The organism is Pseudorhodoplanes sp., from assembly GCF_059499825.1.
This window is the reverse complement of the sequence record NZ_JCABZI010000014.1, coordinates 183,755-200,992: the sequence shown is the minus strand read 5'-3', so window position 1 is coordinate 200,992 and position 17,238 is coordinate 183,755. Positions and strand designations below refer to the sequence as shown.

The window sequence follows — 17,238 nt, the reverse complement described above, 5'->3', positions numbered from 1 at the left end:
TGCCCATGGCCTCTGCTACCGCTTCTCAGCCGCCGCCGGCCTGGCCGGCGCTTCGGCGCCATCCTGCTGGCTGGCCGGCCGCGAGCCGCCGGTGATCCGCGACAACACCGACTCGTAACTGGACAGGTCGAAAGGATTGAAGACCGCCGGCTTTTCGCTGGCTTGCGGCTTCGCACCCGGCTTGTTGGCGGCACCGGGCTCCGGCGAATTCGCCGGCTTTTCGCCCGGCCCGGGCGGCGTCTGCGGTGATGCGCTTGGCTGCGGATTCACGTTCACCGCTGCACCCGGCTGGACCACCACCGTGGTCGGCGACGTCACCGTCGGCGGCGTCCCAGTCGGCGGCGTTGCCGTTGGAGCCGCCCCAGTTGTCGGCCCCTGTGGCGGCGCAAACTCCCGCGGCAATGCCTGCGGAGCGAATGCGCGGGGCACCGCCTGCGCCGGGGCATAGGCACCCGGCACGGTGTCGGTCGGCGAAGATGGAACTGCATCCTTCCGCGGCGGCGTTGCGGGCCCCGCAGGCTGGTCGACATTCCCAAGAATGATCGGCAAACCGTCCTTGCCACCGCCGATCACGACGATCTTGGAGTTCTGTGACTGCGACAGGGCGAGCGTGGCCTCGATGCCGCGCCAGCGCAGATACGAATCCGTAATGCCCTGACCGACAGTCTGCTGGAAAGCAGCGATACCATTGGCCTCGATCTGCTTGCGACGCGACTCCTGCGCTTCGCGCTCGACGCGGTAACGGTATTCCTGAATCAGGTAGAATTGCTCGGTCTGGCGGTTAATGGCTGCAACGATGGCCGGGGGCAGCTCGATGCTCAGCACGAGCGTATCGATGATCTGGATCGAGTATTGCAGAACGTCGTTGTAGTTCCTCGGATCCGGCTGCTCCATCGCCTCCGGCTGAACCAGCTTGTTGAGATTGGTGCCGAGAGCCTTGCGGGCGTTGTCGCGGACACGCTCCTGAATCGCTTCGCGGGACGTGTAGACCTCCTGCGCGGTGTATTGCGAAATCACCTGCCGGGTCTGGCTCCCGATCTCGGGACTGACGACGGAATCGAAATAGGCGGGCCCGATGAACTTGTGCAGAACCGCAACCGCGTTGTGCAGCAACTGATATCGAATGTTCATCTGAATGGCGACGTTCACGCCATCCCGCGAGATCGCGTTGTAGGTCTGCGCCGTGGATTGCAGGCGAAGATTGTAGATGAACAGGTGATCCCACGGCCAAACGAGGTGCAGGCCCTCCCCGCGCAATTGCTGCGGATTGAGCATGGTGCCGCGACCGGCGAAGCACCAGCAATAGTAATCGAAGGTGTTGAACCGCTTCCAGAGAACGCCGACATGGCCGCTTGGCACCGTGATGACAACGAAGCGCCAGAGCACCGTCACCGCGAGGAACAGCACCAGCAGCATGAAGGCGAAGCTCGGCAGACGTCGTGTCAGAAAATTCCACGCGCCGCGTCTCCTCGCCGGCGGCGGCGGGTTGCCATCGAGAGTCTCGGGATACGTTGCCATCAGTCGTACCTCATCGAACGCCTTCAGCCGCCCACTGGACGTTCTTCGACAATTCGGCCCTCTTCCATATGTATGCGTCGTCCCGTGAGATTAAGCTCGTCCAGAAAGCGGTCGTCGTGGGTGATGACCACGACGGTCTTTCCGGCGCTTATCATCTCCGGCAATAGCTCATAATAGAACTTGCGCCTGTATTCCGGATCCTGCTCGGCGGTCCACTCGTCTAGCAGCATGATGGGGCGGTTTTCCAGCATACTGACAATCAGTGCGAGGCGCCGGCGCTGGCCGCCGGACAGGTCGAGGGTGCGGAACTCGCCGTCGATCAGGCCGGTCTTGTCCTCCAGCCGGAATTTGGCGAGCAGGTTCGCAAGATCGCTGGGGTCTGCGTCCGGGATCCCGTAAAGCCGCCTGAAGAGGTGATAGTCGTAGAAAATTGCCGAAAACAGCTCGCGATACTCATCCCGGGTCACCTTGTTGACCCGCCTGCCGTCCAGCAGGATGTCCCCCTCTTCGGGATGGTAGAGCCCGGCGAGCACCCGCAGGAAGGTCGACTTTCCCGACCCGTTGCCGCCGGTGATGAAGACTAGCTCGCCCGCGCGCAGGGTGAAATCGATCGGCCCGATATGGAACGCCGCATCGGAATGGCGATCGACATAGCTGAAGACGATGTCGCGCATCTCGATCGTCTTGAAGCTCTTCGGCGACACGATCTCATCGGTCTCCGAGGACACGGTCGAGCGCAGCAAATCTTCCAGCCGCGCGATGCGATCCGCCGCGGCATTGGCATTCATCAGGATCGGGATCGACTGCACCAACGCGAAACATGCGCCGATCACGTAGAGGAGCGCCGCGGTGATCTTTGCGACGGACGTTCCGCCAAGGCTGTCGCTGAATTGCGGCGCCACGAAAACGACGGTGCCCAGCAGGATATACATGTAGCCCTGCGAGTAGGCGATCTGCTTGAACGTCTCCGACTGCGCGCGGATCTTGATGTTGGCAGCGGTCCGCGACACGTTGACGGCGTCGTCGAAAAGGGCGTCGCTGCGCGGGCGGTTGAGCCTGAGTTCCTTGAAGCCATCGAGGAAGTCGGTGATGCGGTCGAATAGCCGCCGCTCATGCTCGGCCGCAAGCGAGCGCTCTGCGGTCAGCCGGCGGCTCCTGAAATGGAAGATCACGCCAGCCATGCTGACGATCAGGACGCTGAGCAGAAACGCAACGATCGAGAGATAGGCTACATAGATCGCGACGAACCCGATCAGCACCGGACCCTGGATCGAGAAGCTGAGCATGTTGCTCGCTTGCGTCAGGATCGCGGCATCGCCGGAAATCGATGCGATGATCCGCGACCGCCCGATGTCCTCGATCGCAAGCAATTCCGAGCGCCGGACATAGTCCATCATCCGGACGCGAAGCTTGTGAATGATGGCCTCGATCTCCGAGGTGATCGTGGTCGAGACATAGACCTGCGTCTTGAAGAACAGGAACAGCGAGACCACGAACAGCGTCGCAGCCCACAGGCTGCCGCGTTCTTCGGTGTCGGCCGCCGCGGCACCTGCGTTGATGGCGGTGAGAATGGCCGCGTTGCTGACGCCGCCGATCACCGACATGAACACCAGCTTCCGCACCGAAGCGTGCATCTCGCGGTGGACAAGCTGAAGGAAGGACATTGCGGTGCTGCCGGCCGGCTATTGTTGCAAGGAGCGCAGCCGGGCCCCGGAAAAAGCCGCGCGCCGGTTTCTATATGACAGGATCAGGGCCGCCGACGCCATTCCGTATTTCGCGACGGGCCGGTGAGCAGAAGCAGGGGCAGAACCACCAGCGGCGTGGTCAGAAGTGCGAGCCCGAACGTGCCCAGGAAGCCCATCCTGCGCCCGATACCGCAAAGCCCGGTGAGCGCACAAAACACGATATAGAGGGCCGCTTCGATCATCGGTCTCATTGGAACAGCCGCCGATTTCGCAATCGCGGCTGCCCTCCGGTTTGATACAGACCCTGCAGGTCAATGGTTGTTTGCCGCCTCCGTCGTGGCGCCAGCAGCGGGCGTTTGCGTCGCTGACACCTTGTTGCGCGAGCGCGAATCCCACTTCTCCTTCTGCACCTTGATGAATTCACGGTAGTCCGGCGGATTGAAGTCGAGCAGCGTGCCGCCCGATTCGAAGTGCTGGACGAACGCCTTGCCAATGGCAAAGGTTGCACCGGCGGCCAGCGCCGGCATCACAAATCCCGACGCGATGGTGCCGATGATCGGGATCGACTTCAGCATGCTGGCCGCGCCGATGCCGCTGGTGGCGGGAATCATCGTGCCAGCGAGTGCCGCGATCACGGCCTTGCCGCTGTTTTCCGAAAACGGCACGTTATAGATTTGCGACAGTCGGCGCAGCATCTGCAACTGGATGCCGGCGACGGCGGCGACATCGACAACCGGCACCGGGACAAGGCCAGCAACGCCGCCCCACAAGGAGAAGCGATCGACGAGCTTGTCCGCCATCTCATGGCGCGCCGCAGGGGTTAGCTCAGGCGCTGCGGTTTCCGGCGCCCCGGGCTTTACCTCTGCCTCTGAAGTCGTTTTTTGTGCCATACGAGAACCCTTTCGGCATGCATGGATCGGCCGCCATCTGATCGAGCGATCCACTCGCCTCAATCTAGCCTGCTCCGAAAAAAAGCTATCATGGCGGGTTGCCACTGCCAAGCGCTGGCGCCGGGCGTTACATGCTTGCAAACCAAAGAGTTATCGTCGCTGCCAGGAAGGCTCCCCGGACGTGTGTCGTTCACCCTTGCCTCGTGTGAACCGATACCCATAATATTTGCCTGACGGGACATTCCGGAGGCGAGATGCGGTCACAGCTTTCAGACACTGGTCCCCGGCAGGAACGGCGAGCCTGGGAAGCCCCTGCGATTGTCGAAGTGCCGATCGGGACGACGACGAAAGCCGCTGTAACCGGACAATTGCCTCCCCACCCGCCCGAACCGGCTCCCACCTCGCCGTCATCCAAGCTCGGTTTTGCTTTCGAAATGTCGTTTCCGCTGTCGGCTCGGACCGAATAACGGCTGCCAGTCGAACCCAGCCTGATGGCGAAGACTTTCCGCTTCGGCTAGTTTGCCGCCTCAGGCCGGCGATTTGTGGAGCCTGTTGAGCGTGGGTGTGACGATTGACAGCATCCTGGTCCGCGACCGGACCCTCCCCGCGGCAGATCTCGATGGCCGCATGGTCGTCCTGAGCCTCCAGTCGGGCACCTATGTCAGCTTCAACGGAGTGGCGAGCGAAATCTGGCAGATGCTGTCCGAACCGCGCCGGGTCGGCGACATTTTCGACAGCCTGTCACAAAACCATGATGTCGATGCCGCGACCTTGTCGCATGACGTGTTGCCTTTCCTTCAGCGCCTGATCGAACGCCGGCTGGCCCGGCACATCGATCGAGACGCCTCGCGATGAAGCCCCGGACAAGGCGGCGAATCCACTTGCGCGAGGCAGCGATCATGCTGCTGCTGGCGCGGCTCGCAGTGCGGGTCTTGCCTCCGGCCCGCCTGTTTGCCTGGGCGGATCGTCCGCCGAGGCGGCTGAACCGCTTTGCAGGCGATGACGTACACTGGATCGCCTGGGCGATCGAGCACAGTGCGACGCGGCAGCGGATGGACAGGATGTGTCTGCCCCGCGCACTGGCCGCGCATGCGATGCTCCGCCGACGCGGAATCGCAAGCCGGCTATGCCTCGGTGTCGCACGCAGCGGCGAAGACCTTGCCGCTCATGCCTGGATCGAGGTCGGCGAACAAAAAATCATAGGCGACGATGGCGACGGCGGGTTTACGCAACTTGCCGCATTCGGCAGCCTGCGATGAATTGACCGGCAGCCTCACATGAGCGGTATCGCGGGCATGCTGCGTTTCGATGGCCAACCGGTCAGCCGCAGCGAACTCGATCGGGCGGCGAACGCCCTTCGCGCCCATGGGCCCGATCGATCCGATATATCCATCAGCGGCAGCATCGGCTTTGTCCATGTGCTGATGCGGATGACGCCCGAGGATCGCGCCGACCATCAGCCCTATCGGGGACAAAGCGGAGCGATGATCACCGCCGACCTGCGGCTCGACAACCGCGAGGACATCCTCCGCCGCATCGGGCTATCGAACCAGGACGCGATGACCTGGCCGGATTCGCGGGTTCTGCTGAGTGCGTGGGAACGGCTTGGCGACGCCGTCTGGCCGATGCTGCGTGGCCCATTTGCGGCGGCGATCTGGAATCCGCAGCAACGTCTCCTGACGCTGGCCCGAGACCACATCGGGCTCAATGTCGTCATGTGGCATCGAAGCGAGCGCTTCTTCGCTTTCGCCACCATGCCCAACGGCTTGTTCGCGATGAATGCGGTCCCGCGCGAATTGAGCGAGGAGAAGTTCGCCGATTTTCTTGTGCTCAATCATGCCGAGCACACGACTACGATCTACCGTGACATTTTCCGTGTTCCGCCCGCGCATGTCATGCAGGTCGATTCCGGCGGCGCCACAAAGCTTCTGCCATACTGGTCGGTGCGCGACATCCGTCCCGTACGATTGCCGTCGGACCAGGATTACGCCGAAGGCTTGCGCGAAAGACTTAATGTCGCGGTACGGCGGCAGATGCGAAGCGCTCATCCGATCGGCTGCCTGCTCAGCGGCGGACTGGATTCGTCGTCTGTTGCCGCGCTTGCGGCGCGTGCACTTCACGAGAACAAGCAACGGCTCGCCGCCTTCACCGGCGTTCCGCGCCGCGGGTTCGACGCACCGGTCGCAGCCGGACATTACGCGGACGAAACGCTTTATGTCGACGCCATCGCCAGGGCGGCAGGCAATATCGATGTGACTTACGTCGTGAACACTGCCGCTGACGACTTCGCCGAAATCGACCGGTTTTTCATCGCGCTCGAAGGGCCGGTTCGAAACCCGACCAATCTCGGCTGGGTGCTGGCCATCCTGCGGCTTGCGCGCCAGCAAGGCCGCCGCGTGCTGCTCGGCGGCCTGCGCGGCAATTCCACGATCAGTTGGAGCGGCTGGTCGCAGGCGGCCGCGCACCTCAAACGCGGACGCTGGCTGACCGCGCTTCGCCAGTGGAGGCTCTACTATCGCCGCACGCCGCACTCGCGCTGGGCGACGACACGAAACCTCTTCATCGAACCGCTGATATCGCAATGGCTCTCCAGCGAGCGACGGCATCCACGCCGTGTCGCGCCATGGCAGCAGCATTCGCCGATCCGGCCGGAATTCGCAGCGGCGATGGGCGTCGACGCACGCGCGCGAACGAACCGGCACGATTTTCTTTATCGCACGCGTTCGGACGAGCGTATCCAGTCGCTGCTGCAGGCCGATTATGCCGGCGACTGGTATGCGGCGGAGAAAGCGCTGACAGGCGTGGAGGTCCGCGATCCGACCGCAGACATCGATGTCGTGTCCTATTGTTTCGGCGTACCGCCGGAGCAATATCTGGCCGAAGGCACCGATCGTTCGCTGATCCGGCGCGCGATGTGGGGGCTGCTTCCGGACGCCGTCCTGACCAACAATTTGCGCGGGCTGCAGGATGCGGATTGGCATGAGAGATTTTCAGGCCGGCGCAACCAACTGGCGTCCGAGATAGAAGCCCTTTCGCGCTCGCCGCTGGCAAGCCGCGCGATCGACCTTGCCCGTCTTGAGCGCGCCGTGTCGAACTGGCCGACAGACGGCTGGCATCGTCCCGAGACATTCACCGAATACAATCTGGCGCTGATGCGCGGGATTGCCGGCGGCCGCTTCCTGCGCTGGTTCGAGTCGGCAAATTGACGCAAACGCGGTACGGTGGCCGGATTGAGGACAGGCGCCTGTGAATTCGGAACCTGACAGCGACAGCTTCTATGACCGCGTCCCGGTGTTTCGCGGTTTTCCGCGCGTCCTGGACGAGACATTGTATCAACCGCTACCGCCGGATTGGGTAATCGGCACGACCGATGTCGTCGGCTCCACCCGCGCCATCCAGGATAATCGCTACAAGGCGGTCAACATGGCCGGTGTGGCGGGCATTGCCGCCGTGGTCAATGCAATCGGCCGTGAGTTTCCGTTTGTATTCGGCGGCGACGGCGCGAGCTTTGCCGTGCCCCCCTCCGCCGCCGAGGCCGCGCGCGCGGCGCTGGCTGCGACCTTACGCTGGGCGCAGGAGGAAATGTCACTCGAATTGCGTGGCGCCATGGTGCCGGTCGAAGAGTTGCGCGCGAGCGGACTTGATGTCCGCGTTGCCCGCTTCGGACCATCTGAAGACGTGAACTACGCCATGTTCATGGGCGGCGGACTTGCCTGGGCCGAGGCGGCGATGAAGCGTGGTCTGTTCGCGGTGGCGCCGGCGCCGCCCGGCACGCGACCCGATCTGAGCGGGCTGTCCTGCCGCTTTGAGGAAATGCCTTCGCTGCACGGTGTCGTGCTGGCGCTGCTGGTGGTTCCGGGCGCGCGAGGTAACGACGGAAGCTTCCGCCGCGTGGTGGAGGACCTGATCCTGCTGTCCGAGCAGAGAGGCCACGCGCCCGTCCCCGAGCAGGGACCGAAATTCGGCTGGCAGGGCGTGGACATGGAGGCTCGCGTATCGCGCCGTACCGGCATTCCGTTGTTCATCCGGCGCAGCGCGGCATTCCTTTTGACGTCATTCTACTACCTGGTCTTTCGCTTCCGCCTGCGCATCGGACAATTCATTCCCGCGGTCTATCTGAGGCAGCTTGTTGCCAATTCCGACTTCCGCAAATACGACGATGCCCTGCGCATGATCATCGACTGCACGCCAGAACTCGCCGAGGAAATCGAACGCAGGCTCGCTGCCGCCGCGCGCGCGGGATCGGTCCGCTTCGGATTGCATCGCCAGCAGGCTGCGATGATGACCTGTTTCGCGCCCTTCCCGACGCACTCGGATCACATGCATTTCGTCGACGGAGCGTCCGGCGGGTATGCGCTGGCGGCGGCGGCCCTGAAAAGCGCGGATCAGGACGCCACTAGCGCTGACCGGATTGAGGGGGCGTGATGGCGGGTAACTTGCCGATCGACGGCCGGCGGCTGTGGGACGACCTGATGCAGCTCGCCGAGATCACCGATCCGGGCAAGCCCTATACCCGCCGCTCGTTCTCCCCGCTATTCGACCAGGGCCGGATCTGGCTGCGCCAGCGCTTTGAAGCGGCGGGCCTGGAAACGCGCATTGACAATGCGGGCAATCTCATCGGCCGCCGCGCCGGCTCAGACCCAGCCGCCGGCACGATTCTGATCGGCTCGCATTCCGACTCGGTGCCATCCGGGGGCCGCTTCGACGGGCCGGCCGGTGTGCTCGCCGCACTCGAAATCGTCCGCTCGCTTGCGGAATCGGGCGTCGTGCTGCGCCACGCAATCGAGGTGATCGACTTTCTCGCCGAGGAGCCGAGCGAATTCGGCCTGTCGTGCATCGGCAGCCGCGGCATGGCCGGCGTCCTTGACGACGGGATGCTGCGATATACCGACCCGTCAGGCGAGGTGCTCTCGCACGCGATCGACCGGGTCGGCGGAAATGTCGCGGCACTCGCGACGGCAAAGCGCAGCGACATCGCCTGCTTTTTCGAACTGCATATCGAGCAGGGGCTCGTGCTTCAGGACGGCCGGCTCGATGTCGGCATCGTGACGGCGATCGTCGGGATCACCCGTATCGAAGTCGTGTTTCGGGGCTCGGCCGATCACGCTGGAACCACACCGATGCATCTGCGGCGCGATGCGTTTACGCCGGCGGCCAAGACTGCCGTGTTCGTCGACCGGGTCGCCCGCGAATTCGTTTCCCGCAAGGAAGGCCTGTTCGTCGCCACCATCGGAATCGTCTCGGTCTCGCCGGGTGCGTCGAATGTGGTGCCGCAGGAGGCGCGCATCGTCATCGATGCGCGCTCCGAAAATCGCGCCCTGATGGACGAGTTTCTCGCGCTGCTGGATCGTGAGACCCGTACATTCGCGAGCGAGAGCCGCACCGAACGCGCCGTGTTCGCGAGACTGTCCGACACCAACCCGACCGCCTGCGATGCTCGCCTGCGCGGATTATTGCGGGACAGCGCGAATGCGCTTGGCTTCACCAGCACCGACATCGCCTCCGGCGCCGGACACGACGCCGCCTTCGTGGCGCGGATCGCGCCGTCGGCCATGTTGTTCATCCCCTGCCGTGACGGAAAGAGCCACGCGCCGGAGGAATGGGCGGAGCCTGATGCGCTGGCCGCCGGCACCGCGGTGATCGCCGAAGCGGTGCTGCGCTTCGACCGCGGCAGTTCAACAGGCTGAAAGCCTAGATCGCGACAAACGGATTGTCGCGGTCGCGCCGATAGACCAATTCGCCTGCGACATAGGTGGCCTGCACGGCACGATCGTCGCCGAGCGTCATCTGGATGAACAGGGCTTCCTCGAAATCCCTCGCGAATTGCATCCGATACTCGATCAGCGGCGTGGATTTCATATCGAGAACCACCAGATCGGCCTCCATGCCAGGCGCGATGCTGCCGATCTTGTCGTCCAGGTACATCGCATGCGCGGTGCCGCGCGTCGCGACGTAATAGGCGTGTCCGGCGGACAAGGCGTGGCCGTTCATCTGCGCCGCCTTGTAGGTCTCGCCCAATGTCGCGAGGATCGAAAACGATGTGCCGGCGCCGATATCGGTGCCGAGACCGACGCGGACCGGGCGCTCCTGTTGCATTGCCCGGGCGATATTGAAGCAGCCGCTGCCAAGGAAGAAGTTCGACGTCGGGCAATGCGCGATCGCCGAACCGGTGCGATGCATCACCTGCATCTCGTCGTCAGTCAGATAGATGCCGTGTCCGAACACCGCGCGCGGCCGGCACAGCGAATAATGATCGTAGACATCGAGATAGCCATTCCGCTCCGGGAAAAGCTCCCTGATCCACGTCACCTCTCGTTGGTTCTCGGACACATGGGTCTGCATGAAACAGTCCGGATGCTCGTTGCAGAGCGCGCCGGCGGCCTCCAGCTGCTCGCGCGAACTGGTCGCGGCGAAGCGTGGCGTGATGGCGTACATCAGCCGGCCGCGATTATGCCATTTCGCGATCAGCGCCTTCGACTCGTCGTAGCCCGACTGTGCCGTATCCCTGAGTTTCTCCGGCGCGTTGCGGTCCATCAGGACCTTGCCGGCGGCCAGCCGCATGCCGAGCTTCTCCGCCTCCTCGAACAGCGCATCGACCGACTGAGGATGAACCGTGCAATAGACGGAGCCGCTGGTGATCCCGTTCCTCAGATTTTCGCGCAGAAACATCTTGGCGACGCCGCGCGCAAACTCCTTGTCGGAATATTTCTGCTCGACCGGGTAGGTGTACTTGTCGAGCCAGTCGAGCAACTGGTCGCCATAGGCGGCGATCATCGGCGTCTGCGGAAAGTGCACGTGGCTGTCGATGAAGCCCGCCGAAATCAGCGCGTCGGGGCCGTAATTCCTGATGTCCGTCCCCGGCGGCAACAACGGCTCGATCGCGGCTGCCGGACCGAAATGCGTGATCAGTCCATTGTCCATCGCGACGATGGCGTCCGGCTCATGGACCATCGTGCTGTCGAACCCGCTCTTGAACGGATCGCCCGTATAGGTGAGCACCGGACCACGAATCGCTGTCGGCATTTCAAACTCCGCGGCAACGGATCAGGTCTCTCAATGCCACGATCGGCGTAAACATTAAGTCATCGTCTACACGGCTGCCAGGCCTGTTAGTCCGGCGCATTGCGTGCGGCTATTGCGGCCGCTCCGTCTCGACCTCCGACAGGGTGGCCCAGCCGGGACCGCTGGTCGGCGGAGTCATCTCGTCCTGCACGTTCTTGTGGCGAAAGATATGCGCCTTGGCCACCATGTTGGCCGTGACCGGGGCCGTCAGAAACAGGAACAGCGAGATCATCAGTTCGTGCGCCGTCGGCAAATTGTGAAACAGCAGAAAATACACCATCGACGCGATCAGCAGCGCACCGATGCCGAGCGTGGTCGCCTTGGTCGGCGCATGCAGCCTGCGCATCGTATCGGTCAGTTTCGCAAGGCCGAACGAACCGACGAAGAGAAAAAATGCGCCGGTGACGATCAGCGCCGAGACAAGGATTTCGCCTACCAACTGCATGACGTCTACTCGATCACATTGCCGCGCAACAGGAACTTGCAGAAGGCCACGGTCGAAATGAAGCCGACCATGGCAAACAGCAACGCGGCCTCGAAATAAATCGTCGTGCCGAACAAAATCCCGGCCAGCACGATCAATCCGATCGCGTTGATCACCATCGTATCGAGCGCCAGGATGCGATCGGTGGCGTCGGGACCAGCCCAGAGCCGGTACAGGTTGAGCATGACGGACACGGCGATTGCGATCAACGCAACTATGGATGCCATTGCTATCATTCGAAAATCCTCATCAGCCGGCTTTCGTAACGGGATTTGATTGACGCGACCGTGCCCTCCGGATCGTCGGTCTCGAGGCAATGAACCAGCAGGGAATGGCCGTCGGCGCTGAGATCGGCGCTCACGGTGCCGGGCGTCATCGTGATCGTTCCCGCCAGCACCGCGATGGCTTCGGGCGACTTCAAGTCGAGCGGGATCGTGATGAAGCGCGAGCGCAGGCTTTCGCTGCGCCTGAACAACACCAGGTAAGCCACCTGCACATTGGACACGACGATGTCCCAGAGCACGACAAGGCCATACTCCATGATCGCAAGCGGATTGCGGATCTTCGGACGGCCGGGCCAATACGGGCTGCTGATCTTTGCAATTGCAACGCCGAGGATCAGGCCGAACACGAAATTGCCGATCGAGAAGTCGTTCACCAGCAGCACCCAGACCACGGCCAGGGTCAGGCTCAGAAGCGGATGCGGAAAGATGCGCATGAGCAAAGTCATGGCGTCACCATCGCAGCGGTGCGGGGCGCGGATTTGAGGACCGCGTCGATGTAAAGCTGAGGCTCAAGCAGCTGCTTTGCGGTCGCAGTCATGTCCGACATGGCGGGGCCGGCGAAACCGGACAGCGCGGCCATCGCTCCAATCAGCACGGCGATGACGACGATTGGCAATGTCCGGAACCCGGTCTTGCCCGGATCGCCGAGCAACCGATCCGGCGCGGTCCAGAATGTCCGGATGCCGGCGCGGGCGAAGCTCAGGATCAACAGAAGACTCGTGATCAGGATCGCCGGCCATACGAGAGAGGCCTCCCCGCTCGCCCGCGCTGCGTCGAGGATCAGGAGCTTGCCCAGGAATCCGGCCAGCGGCGGCATGCCGACCATCGCGATCGCAAGCAGGAAATACAAGCCGCCGAGCAACATGACCTCGCCGCTCAGTCCGGCAGGCTCTACTGAAGCGGGGCGAACCTCCGGACGATGCACCAGAATGCCGGCCAGCAGAAACAGGCCGGCGCTCGTCAGGGTGCTCTGCACCGCATAATAGAGCGCCGCTGAAAGGCCATCGCCGCTGCCAAGTCCGACTGCAATGAGCAACGTGCCCATCGACGCGATGACCGAATAGGCGACCAGGTCGCTGAGCGCGCGGCTTGCCAGCATGCCGAATGTGCCAATCACGAGCGTGAGGATTGCGGCAGGCATGATCCATGGCAGCGCAATGCCCGCAAGCGGACCGGCATCGGCGCCGAATATCAGGGTGTAAACGCGAATGATCGAATAGGCGCCGACCTTGGTCATGATTGCAAACATGGCTGCGGCCGGCGGCGAAGTGGAGCCATAGGTCGGCGGCAGCCACCAATGCAGCGGCACCATCGCCGATTTGATCGCAAAAACCGTGAACAGCAGCAGCGCGCCCGCGGACAGCAGCGCCTCGTTGCCGGCGGCGACGTTCCGAACCTTGATCGCGAGATCGGCCATGTTGAGCGTGCCGGTCACTGCATAGATGGTGCCCACGGCGAACAGGAAAACGGTCGACCCGATCAGGTTGATCGCCACGTAATGAAAGCCGGCTTTCAGGCGGCGCGCTCCGCCGCCATGCAGCATCAGTCCGTACGACGCGATCAGCAGCACCTCGAAGAACACGAACAGGTTGAAGAGGTCCCCGGTCAGGAAAGCGCCGTTGACGCCAAGAAGCTGGAACTGGAACAGCGCATGGAAATGGCGGCCGAGCTGGTCCCATCTGCCGAGCGACGCGATCAGAACGCCGGTCCCCAGCACACCCGCCAGCAACAGCATTGTCGCCGCCAGGCGGTCTAGCACTAGAACGATACCGAATGGCGCCGGCCAATTGCCGAGCAGATAGACGCGGGTCTCACCATCGGCAGCCAGCGCATAAAGCCAGGCGGCGACGGCCAGTTGCAGCATGATCGCGACCACCGAGGTCACGCGCTGCACCCTCAGCCCATAACGCGACACCAGCACAAGCAATGCGGCTGCCATTGCCGGAATTGCGACCGGCAGGATCATGCCCTGGTTCATCGCCGGGGCTCCTTCGGCCGGGCCGCCACGTCATCGTCGGAGCCACCACCGAGCGAGACGTCATCCGAGCCGGTCTCGAGAAAGGCGCGCAGCGACAGCACGACGATCAGCGCCGTCATGCCGAAGGTGATGACAATCGCAGTCAACACCAGCGCCTGCGGCAGCGGGTCGGTATAACCCGTCGCGCTCTTTGAAATGATCGGCGGCAGGTCGATCACCAGCCGGCCCATCGCGAACAGGAACACATTCACCGCGTAGGACAAAAACGACAATCCGATCACGACCGGAAATGTGCGCCGCTGAAACAGCAGATAGATGCCAACGGAGGTCATCGCCCCGATCGCCGTCGCGAGCAGCAACTCCATGCTCATGACGGCCTCCCCGCTGCCAGGTTGGAGGCTTCCTCGGCGCGATTCTCGACGCGGGATATTGTCGCCAGCGACAGGATGCAGGTCCCGAGCACCGTGAAGAACACGCCAACATCGAACGCCATGGCGGAGGCCAGTTCAACCTCGCCGAAGAGCGGCAAGTCGAAATAGCCGAAGGTCGAACTCAGGAAGGGGCGATCGAACAGCAGCGACGCCAGGCCGGTCGCGCCGGCGATGGCGACACCGCCGCCGATCATCAGATGCGCATCCATTCGCGCGCGCTTCTGCGCCCAGAGATAGCCGCTCGCCATGTATTGCATGAGATAGGCGATGGCGACGATCAGCCCGGCGATGAACCCGCCGCCGGGCAAGTTGTGCCCGCGAAGCAGAATGTACACGCCGGTCATCAACGCCAGCGGCAGCACCACGCGCGTGATCACGATCATCATCAACGGATGCGGATCGAACGCCTGGGGCCCGAACCGCGTGGCCGCGAGCCGCCGCCCGGACGCTCCGTGCAGAGCGGCGTCAAGCAGGGCAAAGATCGTCAGCGCAGCGATCGCAAGAACGATGATTTCGCCGAACGTATCATAGCCGCGGAAATCGACCAGGATCACGTTGACGACGTTGGTGCCGCCGCCGCCGGGCTTGGATTGCGCGACATGGTAGTCCGAGATCGTCTCAAAGCCGCGGGTGAGAATGGCATAGGCCAGCGCAGCCACACCGGCGCCGACGATCAGCGCAAAAGCGCCGGCGCCGAGGCTGGCACGCCGCGGCAAATCGTTCGCGCTGATGCGGGGAAGCAGGTTGATCGCCAGCAGCAACAGGATGGTCGTGACGACCTCGACCGAGATCTGCGTCAGCGCGAGGTCTGGAGCGGAGAACTGCAGGAAGGCGAGAGAGACGATCAGCCCGACCACACTGGTGATGATCAGTGCGAACAGCCGGTCGTGATGGCGGGCGACGATCAGGATGCACGCCGCGATCAGCGCGAGCCAGCCGGTGACTGCCGGCAGGTTGACAGGAAGCGTCGGCCGCGTGCCCGGCGCATACGGTGAGGTCAGGAAGCCGGCGAAACCGAAAACGCAGACCGCAGCGACCGTGACCCCGAAATAGCGTGGCAGGCTGCCATTATCGAACGCTGCCATCAGCCGCCGGGAGAAAACAACGATGCCGGCGATGGTGGCCTGGAACATGGTCATGGCGTCCGGCCGGGGCACGGCCAGACGCAGTCGGTTCACCTGTGCGTACAGGAGATAAAGCAGCAGTCCGCCGAATGTGGCGATGAGGCTCATGATCAGCGCAGGCGTGATCCCGTGCCAGATCGCGAGATAGTAATCGGGAAGCGCGCCGCCCGCGGTTGCAAGCGCCGTACGCTCGACGATGGCACCGGCAAAAATCTGCGGCACCAAACCGATGGCGATCACCGGAATGACCAGCAGCGCGACCGGCAGCCACATTCCGAACGGAGGGTCGTGCGGATGATGAGCGTAATCATCGCGCTTGCGGCCAAAAAACACGGCGAAGATCAGCCGCGCCGAATAGGCCGCGGAGAACAGGCCGCCAAGGGTGGCGAATACCGGAAACAGCCAGGCCTGCCCGGCATAAACCGTGGTCGCCGCCTCCTCCAGCATCAACTCCTTGGAGAGAAAGCCGTTAAGCCCGATCATGCCGGCCATCGACGCCGCGGCGATGATCGCCAGCGTGGCGGTGATCGGCATCACATGGATGAGCCCGCCGAGCTTTCGGATGTCGCGGGTGCCGGTCTCATGATCGACAATGCCCGCGCTCATGAAGAGCGCAGCCTTGAAAGTCGCGTGGTTGAGCACATGGAAGACCGCCGCCACCACCGCCATGCGGGTCGACAAACCGAGCAGCATCGTCAGCAAGCCGAGATGGCTGACCGTCGAAAAGGCCAGCAGCGCTTTCAGGTCGTCCTTGAATATCGCGATCCATGCCGCGACGACCATCGTCACGAGTCCGGTCATGGACACGATCAGGAACCATTCCGGCGTGCCCGACAGCGCCGGCCACAGACGCGCCAGCAGGAACACGCCCGCTTTCACCATCGTGGCGGAATGCAGATAGGCAGAGACCGGCGTCGGCGCCGCCATCGCATGCGGCAGCCAGAAATGGAACGGAAACTGCGCCGACTTGGTGAAAGCACCGATCAGAATAAGCAGAAGCGCGGGCAGATAAAGCGGCGATGCCTTGATCTGTTCGCCGCGCGTCAGGATCTCGCTGATCTCGAAAGTGCCGGCAATGTTGCCGAGTAGCAGCATGCCGCCCATCAGCGCAAGACCGCCACCGCCGGTGACGATCAGCGCCATCCGTGCGCCAGCGCGCGATTCCGGAAGATGGTACCAATAGCCGATCAGAAGAAATGACGTGAGGCTCGTAAGCTCCCAGAACACAATCAGCAGAAGGATATTGTCGCTCAGAACAATGCCGAGCATCGACCCCTGAAACATCAGAAGATAACAGAAGAACCGGCCGACCGCATCGTTGCGGCTCAAATAGAAGCGCGCATAGAGGATGATCAGCAGCCCGATCGACAGGATCATGGCTGCGAAAAACAGCCCGAGTCCGTCGGCGAAAAACGAGAACGACAAGCCGAGCTGCGGCAGCCACTCGAACCGGCTATGCGGCACCCCGCCCGAATAGACCTGCGGGACCAGCGTCAGCAATATGATCAGCGACAGCGCAGAGACGCCGGCGGTGACCACGGTGCAGACGTTGCGGCCGGCACGGATGGCCAGGGGCGGCAGCAACGCCCCGATGAAAGGGATCAGAACGATAAGCGCAAGTTTCATGGAAGCTTGGATGGGTGCGGTCGCAGGTCGAGCATGGAAAGGAATTCACTTTTCTTATCGTCAACCCAGCCTTTTCTGCCAACCCCGCCTTTAGGGCGACGCTTTTCAAACTCCATCGCCGCTCAGCGACAGATGGCCGCATGGTTGCAAGCCGCG

The 17,238-nt window shown here is 62.9% G+C and carries 16 protein-coding genes; 5 read left to right on the top strand and 11 right to left on the bottom strand.

All coding sequences use genetic code 11. The features are described 5' to 3' along the window. Positions 1-15: 15 nt before the first annotated feature. The 4 genes from AC5I5I_RS20705 to AC5I5I_RS20690 all read right to left on the bottom strand — a co-directional run bounded on the left by AC5I5I_RS20705 (position 16) and on the right by AC5I5I_RS20690 (position 4,147). Positions 16-1,518, bottom strand: a complete 1,503-nt coding sequence (locus AC5I5I_RS20705; protein ID WP_495976158.1) for a prohibitin family protein — start codon at positions 1,516-1,518, stop codon at positions 16-18. Between the two features lie 23 nt (positions 1,519-1,541). Further along, a complete protein-coding gene (locus AC5I5I_RS20700; RefSeq protein ID WP_495976156.1) occupies positions 1,542-3,182 on the bottom strand; it encodes a cyclic peptide export ABC transporter in 1,641 nt (546 codons plus the stop codon). An 83-nt stretch (positions 3,183-3,265) separates the two neighbouring features. Next, positions 3,266-3,454, bottom strand: a complete 189-nt coding sequence (locus tag AC5I5I_RS20695; RefSeq protein ID WP_495976154.1) for a hypothetical protein — start codon at positions 3,452-3,454, stop codon at positions 3,266-3,268. Between the two features lie 60 nt (positions 3,455-3,514). Continuing rightward, entirely contained in the window at positions 3,515-4,147 is a 633-nt protein-coding gene (locus AC5I5I_RS20690) for a YcjF family protein (RefSeq protein WP_495976152.1), read from the bottom strand. Between the two features lie 504 nt (positions 4,148-4,651). Here AC5I5I_RS20690 and AC5I5I_RS20685 point away from each other — a divergent pair. The 5 genes from AC5I5I_RS20685 to ertE are packed head-to-tail and all read left to right on the top strand — an operon-like array spanning position 4,652 to position 9,780. Next, positions 4,652-4,948, top strand: a complete 297-nt coding sequence (locus AC5I5I_RS20685) for a PqqD family protein (protein ID WP_495976150.1) — start codon at positions 4,652-4,654, stop codon at positions 4,946-4,948. Next, entirely contained in the window at positions 4,945-5,352 is a 408-nt protein-coding gene (locus AC5I5I_RS20680; protein WP_495976148.1) for a lasso peptide biosynthesis B2 protein, read from the top strand. Before AC5I5I_RS20685 ends, AC5I5I_RS20680 begins: the two co-directional genes overlap by 4 nt. Positions 5,353-5,370: 18 nt before the next feature. After that, a complete protein-coding gene (locus AC5I5I_RS20675; RefSeq protein ID WP_495976147.1) occupies positions 5,371-7,299 on the top strand; it encodes an asparagine synthase-related protein in 1,929 nt (642 codons plus the stop codon). 40 nt (positions 7,300-7,339) lie between these two features. Then, positions 7,340-8,518 carry a DUF3095 domain-containing protein gene (locus tag AC5I5I_RS20670; RefSeq protein ID WP_495976145.1) on the top strand — a complete coding sequence of 393 codons (1,179 nt, stop codon included), beginning with the start codon at positions 7,340-7,342 and terminating at the stop codon, positions 8,516-8,518. Continuing rightward, positions 8,518-9,780, top strand: coding sequence for an N-carbamyl-l-glutamate amidohydrolase ErtE (gene ertE, locus AC5I5I_RS20665; RefSeq protein WP_495976142.1), 1,263 nt, complete (start codon positions 8,518-8,520; stop codon positions 9,778-9,780). The genes AC5I5I_RS20670 and ertE overlap by 1 nt, the downstream gene beginning before the upstream one ends. Before the next feature lie 4 nt (positions 9,781-9,784). Here ertE and guaD read toward each other — a convergent pair whose 3' ends face one another. From guaD to AC5I5I_RS20630, 7 genes are all read right to left on the bottom strand, one after another. Next, positions 9,785-11,116, bottom strand: a complete 1,332-nt coding sequence (gene guaD / locus AC5I5I_RS20660) for a guanine deaminase (RefSeq protein WP_495976141.1) — start codon at positions 11,114-11,116, stop codon at positions 9,785-9,787. A 109-nt stretch (positions 11,117-11,225) separates the two neighbouring features. Next, positions 11,226-11,600 carry a Na+/H+ antiporter subunit G gene (locus AC5I5I_RS20655; RefSeq protein ID WP_495976139.1) on the bottom strand — a complete coding sequence of 125 codons (375 nt, stop codon included), beginning with the start codon at positions 11,598-11,600 and terminating at the stop codon, positions 11,226-11,228. 5 nt (positions 11,601-11,605) lie between these two features. Continuing rightward, the gene (locus tag AC5I5I_RS20650) at positions 11,606-11,875 is read right to left on the bottom strand and encodes a K+/H+ antiporter subunit F (protein WP_495976137.1); all 270 of its coding nucleotides are present in this window, start codon (positions 11,873-11,875) and stop codon (positions 11,606-11,608) included. Continuing rightward, the gene (locus AC5I5I_RS20645) at positions 11,872-12,369 is read right to left on the bottom strand and encodes a Na+/H+ antiporter subunit E (RefSeq protein ID WP_495976135.1); all 498 of its coding nucleotides are present in this window, start codon (positions 12,367-12,369) and stop codon (positions 11,872-11,874) included. Before AC5I5I_RS20645 ends, AC5I5I_RS20650 begins: the two co-directional genes overlap by 4 nt. Beyond that, positions 12,366-13,901: a monovalent cation/H+ antiporter subunit D gene (locus tag AC5I5I_RS20640; RefSeq protein ID WP_495976133.1), complete on the bottom strand. Its 1,536-nt coding sequence runs from the start codon at positions 13,899-13,901 to the stop codon at positions 12,366-12,368. Before AC5I5I_RS20640 ends, AC5I5I_RS20645 begins: the two co-directional genes overlap by 4 nt. Then, entirely contained in the window at positions 13,898-14,266 is a 369-nt protein-coding gene (locus AC5I5I_RS20635; protein ID WP_495976312.1) for a Na+/H+ antiporter subunit C, read from the bottom strand. Before AC5I5I_RS20635 ends, AC5I5I_RS20640 begins: the two co-directional genes overlap by 4 nt. Positions 14,267-14,268: 2 nt before the next feature. Next, complete coding sequence (locus AC5I5I_RS20630; protein ID WP_495976131.1) at positions 14,269-17,082, bottom strand: monovalent cation/H+ antiporter subunit A; 2,814 nt, start codon at positions 17,080-17,082, stop codon at positions 14,269-14,271. Positions 17,083-17,238 lie beyond the last annotated feature (156 nt).